Source organism: Aromatoleum sp. (genome assembly GCF_035254505.1).
Taxonomy (GTDB): Bacteria; Pseudomonadota; Gammaproteobacteria; order Burkholderiales; family Rhodocyclaceae; genus Aromatoleum.
Map to the genome: position 1 here is coordinate 1 of NZ_DATFAO010000022.1, position 6,600 is coordinate 6,600.

Here is a 6,600-nt window from a genome sequence, read left to right on the forward strand (position 1 = left end):
CGAAACTTGGCCGTTTGTCCTTCGACAAAAATGTAAAACGCCCCTCGGGCGCCGCGGAAAACTTACAAAATCGTCAACTGCCGCCTAGCCGTGCCGCGGCCGGGGAGCGGCGCGGTCGAATGCGCCTTCCCGATCCGGGAGGGCGCATTGGGCCGGAGCTGTCTCAGGAATACGCGCAGTTGGCAGTGGACCAGATCTCAGGCGCAAATTTTTCGCATCTGGAAAACATTGTTTTGGCATTCAAGATGCTTTGTATCTGGGCATAGGCGGCATGGATGTGGCGAAGGCGAAAGGTTTTCGGCGAATCGCTAAAACGTCGTTCTCGCATTCGGGCGACGGTGTTCCCATCGCGACTGAGCGTGCCCTAACCATTGGGAGCAGGGGGAGACGAGATGAAATTTCCAAAGCCTCACGATTTCAAGGCAATTCCCGGAACAGAAGGTTGGGAGCGCATGTATCCCTACCAGTACCAGTTCGTCACCGACGATCCGGTGCGCAACCAGTACGAAAGGGAGACCTTCTGGTTCTACGACGGCCTGCACTATCCCGAGCCGCTCTATCCCTTCGACGCGATCTGGGACGAGGCCTGGTACCTCGCGCTGTCGCAGTTCAACAACCGCATCTTCCAGGTGCCGCCGGTGCGCGGGGTGGATCACCGCATCATCAACGGCTACGTCTATATCTCGCCGGTGCCGGTGAAGAACCCGGACGAGATCGGCCAGCGCGTGCCCAACTTCATGGAGCGCGCCGGCTACTACTACAAGAACTGGGACGAGCTCGAGGCGAAGTGGAAGACCAAGATGGAGGGCACAATCGCCGAGCTCGAGGCGCTGCAGATCCCGCGCCTGCCGGAGGTCGAGGACCTGAAGGTGGTGACCGACGGCGTCGGCGAATCGAGCGCTTACCACCTGATCAAGAACTACGACGACCTCATCAACCTCGGCATCAAGTGCTGGCAGTACCACTTCGAGTTCCTGAACCTGGGCTACGCGGCCTACGTGTTCTTCATGGACTTCACGCAGAAGCTGTTCCCGAGCATTCCGCTGCAGCGCGTGACGCAGATGATCTCGGGCATCGACGTGATCATGTACAAGTCCGACGACGAGCTGAAGGCGCTGGCGAAGAAGGCGGTCGCGCTGGAAGTCGATGACGTCGTGACCGCGCATCGCGAATGGACGGACGTGAAGGCAGCGCTTGTGGGCCGTCGTCACGGGGACGAGTGGCTCGCGGCCTTCGAGAAGGCGCGTTATCCCTGGTTCAACATCTCGTCCGGCACCGGCTGGTTCCACACCGACCGCAGCTGGAACGACAACCTGAACCTGCCGCTCGACGGCATCCAGACCTACATCAACAAGCTGCGCGACGGCCAGGAGATCGACCGCCCGATGGAGGCCGTGCGCGCCGAGCGCGACCGCGTCACCGCCGAGTACCGTGACCTGATCGACAACGACGAGGACCGCAAGCAGTTCGACGAGCTGCTGGGCTGTGCGCGGACGGTGTTCCCCTACGTCGAGAACCACCTGTTCTACGTCGAGCATTGGTTCCACTCAGTCTTCTGGAACAAGATGCGCGAAGTCGCCGCGATCATGCAGGAACATGGCCTGATCGCCGAGATCGAGGACATCTGGCTGCTGCGCCGGGACGAGATCAAGCAGGCGCTGTGGGACATCGTCACCGCCTGGGCCACCGGCGTGACGCCACGCGGCACGAAGACCTGGCCCGCCGAGATCGAGTGGCGCAAGGGTGTGATGCAGAAGTTCCGCGACTGGGCGCCCCCTCCGGCGATCGGCATCGCACCGGAGGTGATCCAGGAGCCCTTCACGATCGTGCTGTGGGGCGTCACGAACAGCTCGCTGTCGGCATGGGCTTCGGTGCAGGACGTTGCCGACCCGGACAGCATCACCGAGCTGAAGGGCTTCCCGGCGAGCCCGGGCCTGGTCGAAGGCAGGGCGCGCGTGTGCCGCGGCGCGGAGGAGATCCGCGACCTGCAGGAAGGCGAAATCCTCGTTGCGCCGACCACCTCGCCGTCCTGGGCGCCGGCGTTCGCAAAGATCAAGGCCTGCATCACCGACGTCGGCGGCGTGATGAGCCACGCGGCGATCGTGTGCCGCGAATACGGCATGCCGGCAGTCGTCGGCACCGGCCACTCCACCCGTGTGATCAAGACCGGCATGACGCTGCGCGTCGATGGTTCGACCGGCCTCGTCACGATCGTCCAGTGAAGGGGAAAACAAGATGGGAAGCGTTCTGATGGCCGAAGAAGTCCGCCTCGCGCCCGGCCTCGACAGCCGGGCTCCGAAGGTCTGCTTCTTCGAGGACTGCAACAAGGATTCCGTGCCGCTGGTCGGCGGCAAGTGCTCGTCGCTCGGCGAACTGATCAACGCCGGCGTGCGGGTGCCGCCGGGCTTCGCGGTGACGACGGCGGGCTACGCGCAGTTCATGCAGGACGCCGGTATCCAGGACGAGGTCAACGCCCTGCTGCAGGGGCTGGACCACGACGACATGGATCGGCTCGAAGAGGCGTCGCGCCGGATCCGCGAAATGATCGAGTCGCGTCCGATCTCGATCGAGCTCGAAGATCTGATCGCCGAGGCCTACCGCAAGCTGTCGGTGCGCTGCTATCTGCCGGCAGTGCCGGTGGCGGTGCGCTCCAGCGCGACGGCTGAGGATTTGCCCGGTGCGAGCTTCGCGGGGCAGCAGGACACCTACCTGTGGATCCGCGGCATCGACGACGTGATGCACCACATCCGCCGCTGCTTCTCCAGCCTGTACACGGCGCGTGCCATCGCCTACCGCATCCGCATGGGCTTCCCGCACGAGCAGGTGGCGATCAGCGTGGGCGTGCAGAAGATGGCAAACGCCTACACGGCGGGCGTGATGTTCACGTTGCATCCCTCGACCGGCGACCGCTCGGTGATCGTCATCGACTCGAACTTCGGCTTCGGCGAATCGGTGGTGTCGGGCGAGGTGACGCCGGACAACTTCGTCGTCAACAAGGTCACGCTGGACATCATCGAGCGGACGATCTCGACCAAGGAGATCTGCTACACGGCGGATCTCAAGCTGCAGCGCTCGGTCGCGATGGAGGTGCCGGCCGAGCGCCAGAACATCCAGTCGCTGATCGACGACGAGATCACCGAGCTCGCGTGGATGGCCAAGAAGATCGAGAAGCACTACGGCCGTCCGATGGACATCGAGTGGGCGATCGACAAGAACCTGCCGGTCGGCGGCAACGTGTTCGTGCTGCAGGCCAGACCCGAGACGATCTGGAGCAACAAGCAGAAGGCGCCGGCGACGACCGGGGCGACCTCGGCGATGGACTACATCGTCTCGAGCCTGATCGTCGGCAAGCGTCTGGCTTGAGGAGGACACAACCATGATCGTACGCAACTGGATGCAAGCCAACCCCGCGGTGCTCGGCAGCGACACGCTGCTGTCGGAAGCGAAGCGGATCCTCTCGGAAACCAATCTGCATGCGCTACCCGTCGTCGATGAAGGGCGGCTGCGCGGGCTCGTGACGCGCGCCGGGTGCCTCCGCGCCGCGCACGCGGCGATCCGTAGCCAGAGCCCGGATGAGCTGAATTACTTCTCGAACCACGTGAAGGTGAAGGACGTGATGGTGCGCAACCCCGCGACCATCGACGCCAACGACACGATGGAGCGCTGCCTGCAGGTCGGTCAGCAGGCGGGCGTCGGGCAACTGCCCGTGATGGATGGGGACCATGTCGTCGGGATGATTTCGGCGATCGAGATGTTCTCGCTCGCGGCGCACTTCCTCGGGGCATGGGAGAAGCGCAGCGGCGTGACGCTCGCGCCGACGCGCATCGGCCCGGGGACGATCGGCCGCATCGCGGACATCGTCGAAGGCACGGGCGCCGAGGTGCATGCGATCTACCCGATCAGCCTGGGCCCGAAGGGCGTCGCGAGCGGCGACCAGGAGCGAAAGGTCATCGTCCGCTTCCATCACGCCGCCACCGCCGACGTCGTCCAGGCGCTCGGCGCCGCGGGCTACGAGGTCATCGAGTCCGTGCAGGCCATCCACTGATCCCCGTCATACCCCGATTTTCCAACTCCCCCAATTCCCGCCAAGGAGACATCCGAATGGACCTGAGATATTTCATCAACCAGTGCGCCGAAGCCCACGAACTGAAGCGCGTGACGACCGAGGTCGACTGGAATCTGGAGCTGTCGCACGTCTCGAAGCTCACCGAGGAGAAGAAAGGCCCGGCGCTGCTGTTCGAGAGCGTGAAGGGCTACGACACGCCGGTCTTCACCGGCGCCTTCGCGACGACCAAGCGGCTCGCGATCATGCTCGGCCTGCCGCACGACCTGACGCTGTGCCAGTCGGCACAGCAATGGATGAAGAAGACGATCACGTCCGAAGGCCTGATCAAGGCAAAGGAAGTGAAGGACGGGCCGGTACTGGAAAACGTGCTGACCGGCAATAAGGTCGATCTGAACATGTTCCCGGTGCCGAAGTTCTTCCCGCTCGACGGCGGGCGCTACATCGGGACGATGGTGTCGGTCGTCCTGCGCGACCCGGAGACGGGCGAGGTGAACCTCGGCACCTACCGCATGCAGATGCTCGACGACAAGCGCTGCGGCGTGCAGATCCTGCCGGGCAAGCGCGGCGAGCGGATCATGAAGAAGTACGCCAAGATGGGCAAGAAGATGCCCGCGGCGGCGATCATCGGCTGCGATCCGCTGATCTTCATGGCCGGCACGCTGATGCACAAGGGCGCCAGCGACTACGACATCACCGGCACCGTGCGCGGCCAGCAGTCGGAGTTCCTGATGGCGCCGCTGACCGGCCTGCCGGTGCCCGCCGGCGCCGAGATCGTCCTCGAAGGCGAGATCGATCCGAACAACTTCCTGCCGGAAGGACCCTTCGCCGAATACACCGGCTACTACACCGACGAACTGCACAAGCCGATCCCCAAGCCGGTGCTGGAAGTGCAGCAGATCCTGCATCGCAACAACCCGATCCTGTGGGCGACCGGCCAGGGCCGTCCGGTGACCGACGTGCATATGCTGCTCGCCTTCACGCGCACGGCGACGCTCTGGACCGAGCTCGAGCAGATGCGCATCCCGGGCATCCAGTCCGTGTGCGTGCTGCCGGAATCCGCGGGCCGCTTCTGGACGGTGGTGTCGGTGAAGCAGGCTTACCCAGGGCACTCGCGCCAGGTGGCTGACGCGGTGATCGGCAGCAACACCGGCAACTACGGCATGAAGGGCGTCATCACCGTCGATGAGGACATTCAGGCCGACGACCTGCAGCGCGTGTTCTGGGCGCTGTCCTGCCGCTACGACCCGATGCGCGGCACGGAACTCATCAAACGCGGCCGCTCGACGCCGCTCGACCCGGCGCTCGACCCCGACTCAGACAAGCTCATGACGTCCCGCATCCTGATGGACGCCTGCATTCCATATGAGTGGAAGCAGAAGCCGGTCGAGGCGCGCATGGACGAGGAGACGCTCGCGAAGATCAAGGCGCGCTGGCACGAGTACGGGATCGGGATCTAAGGAGGAATCGAAGACATGGAAAAGGCCAAGAACATCAAGCTGGTGATCCTCGACGTCGATGGCGTCATGACCGACGGGCGGATCGTGATCAACGACGAGGGCATCGAGTCGCGCAACTTCGACATCAAGGACGGCATGGGCGTCGTGGTGCTGCAGCTGTGCGGCGTCGAGGTCGCGATCATCACGTCGAAGAAGTCCGGCGCGGTGCGCCATCGCGCCGAGGAGCTGAAGATCAAGCGCTTCTTTGAAGGCATCAAGAAGAAAACCGAACCCTACACGCAGATGCTGGAGGAGATGAACATCTCGGACGCCGAGGTCTGCTACGTCGGCGACGACCTGGTGGATCTGTCGATGATGAAGCGAGTCGGCCTGCCGATCGCGGTCGGCGATGCGGTGTCGGACGTCAAGGAAGCTGCGGCCTACGTGACGACGGCGCGCGGCGGCCACGGAGCCGTGCGCGAAGTCGCGGAGCTGATCCTGAAGGCGCAGGGCAAGTGGGACACGGTGCTCTCGAAGATCCACTGATTCACGCGAACGACATTCACAGCCAGGAGACCGACGTGGGAAAGATTTCGGCACCGCGCAACAACCGCGAATTCATCGATGCGTGCGTCAAGTCCGGCGACGCCGTGCGCATCAAGCAGGAAGTGGACTGGGACAACGAGGCCGGCGCGATCGTGCGCCGCGTGTGCGAGCTCGGCGAAGCTGCGCCCTTCATGGAGAGCATCAAGGACTACCCGGGCTTCAGCTACTTCGGCGCGCCGCTGTCGACCTATCGCCGCATGGCGATTGCGCTCGGCATGGACCCGGCTTCGACCTTGCCGCAGATCGGCGCGGAATACCTCAAGCGCACCAACAGCGAGCCGATCGGGCCGGTCGTCATCGACAAGCGCGACGCGCCGTGCAAGGAGAACATCCTGCTCGGCAAGGACGTCGACCTGTGCAAGCTGCCCGTGCCGCTGGTGCATGACGGCGACGGCGGGCGCTACGTAGGCACCTGGCACGCGGTCATCACCAAGCATCCCGTGCGCGGCGACGTGAACTGGGGCATGTACCGCCAGATGATGTGGGACAGCC

Annotated in this window: 7 protein-coding genes; all 7 read left to right on the forward strand. The window is 64.0% G+C overall.

Going from position 1 to position 6,600, the window contains the following annotated elements; all coding sequences use genetic code 11:
• The coding region (locus VJ673_RS04115) for a hypothetical protein (protein WP_324124765.1) at positions 1-266 on the forward strand (266 nt) is incomplete at its 5' end.
• Between the two features lie 126 nt (positions 267-392).
• The gene (locus VJ673_RS04120; RefSeq protein ID WP_324124766.1) at positions 393-2,222 is read left to right on the forward strand and encodes a PEP-utilizing enzyme; all 1,830 of its coding nucleotides are present in this window, start codon (positions 393-395) and stop codon (positions 2,220-2,222) included.
• A gap of 13 nt (positions 2,223-2,235) precedes the next feature.
• The gene (locus tag VJ673_RS04125) at positions 2,236-3,363 is read left to right on the forward strand and encodes a PEP/pyruvate-binding domain-containing protein (RefSeq protein WP_324124767.1); all 1,128 of its coding nucleotides are present in this window, start codon (positions 2,236-2,238) and stop codon (positions 3,361-3,363) included.
• A gap of 13 nt (positions 3,364-3,376) precedes the next feature.
• A complete protein-coding gene (locus VJ673_RS04130; RefSeq protein ID WP_324124768.1) occupies positions 3,377-4,045 on the forward strand; it encodes a CBS domain-containing protein in 669 nt (222 codons plus the stop codon).
• 56 nt (positions 4,046-4,101) lie between these two features.
• Positions 4,102-5,523 carry a phenylphosphate carboxylase subunit beta gene (gene ppcB, locus VJ673_RS04135; protein ID WP_324124769.1) on the forward strand — a complete coding sequence of 474 codons (1,422 nt, stop codon included), beginning with the start codon at positions 4,102-4,104 and terminating at the stop codon, positions 5,521-5,523.
• Between the two features lie 15 nt (positions 5,524-5,538).
• Positions 5,539-6,048, forward strand: coding sequence for a phenylphosphate carboxylase subunit delta (gene ppcD, locus VJ673_RS04140; protein ID WP_324124770.1), 510 nt, complete (start codon positions 5,539-5,541; stop codon positions 6,046-6,048).
• Between the two features lie 35 nt (positions 6,049-6,083).
• On the forward strand, positions 6,084-6,600 hold a 517-nt coding region (locus VJ673_RS04145; protein ID WP_324124771.1), incomplete at its 3' end, for a UbiD family decarboxylase domain-containing protein.

What these genes read in the sequence shown, in the direction of transcription:
- ppcB (WP_324124769.1), top strand. Translation starts at nt 4,102, where the DNA reads ATGGACCTGAGATATTTCATCAACCAGTGCGCCGAAGCCCACGAACTG.
- VJ673_RS04125 (WP_324124767.1), top strand. Translation starts at nt 2,236, where the DNA reads ATGGGAAGCGTTCTGATGGCCGAAGAAGTCCGCCTCGCGCCCGGCCTC.
- ppcD (WP_324124770.1), top strand. Translation starts at nt 5,539, where the DNA reads ATGGAAAAGGCCAAGAACATCAAGCTGGTGATCCTCGACGTCGATGGC.
- VJ673_RS04120 (WP_324124766.1), top strand. Translation starts at nt 393, where the DNA reads ATGAAATTTCCAAAGCCTCACGATTTCAAGGCAATTCCCGGAACAGAA.
- VJ673_RS04130 (WP_324124768.1), top strand. Translation starts at nt 3,377, where the DNA reads ATGATCGTACGCAACTGGATGCAAGCCAACCCCGCGGTGCTCGGCAGC.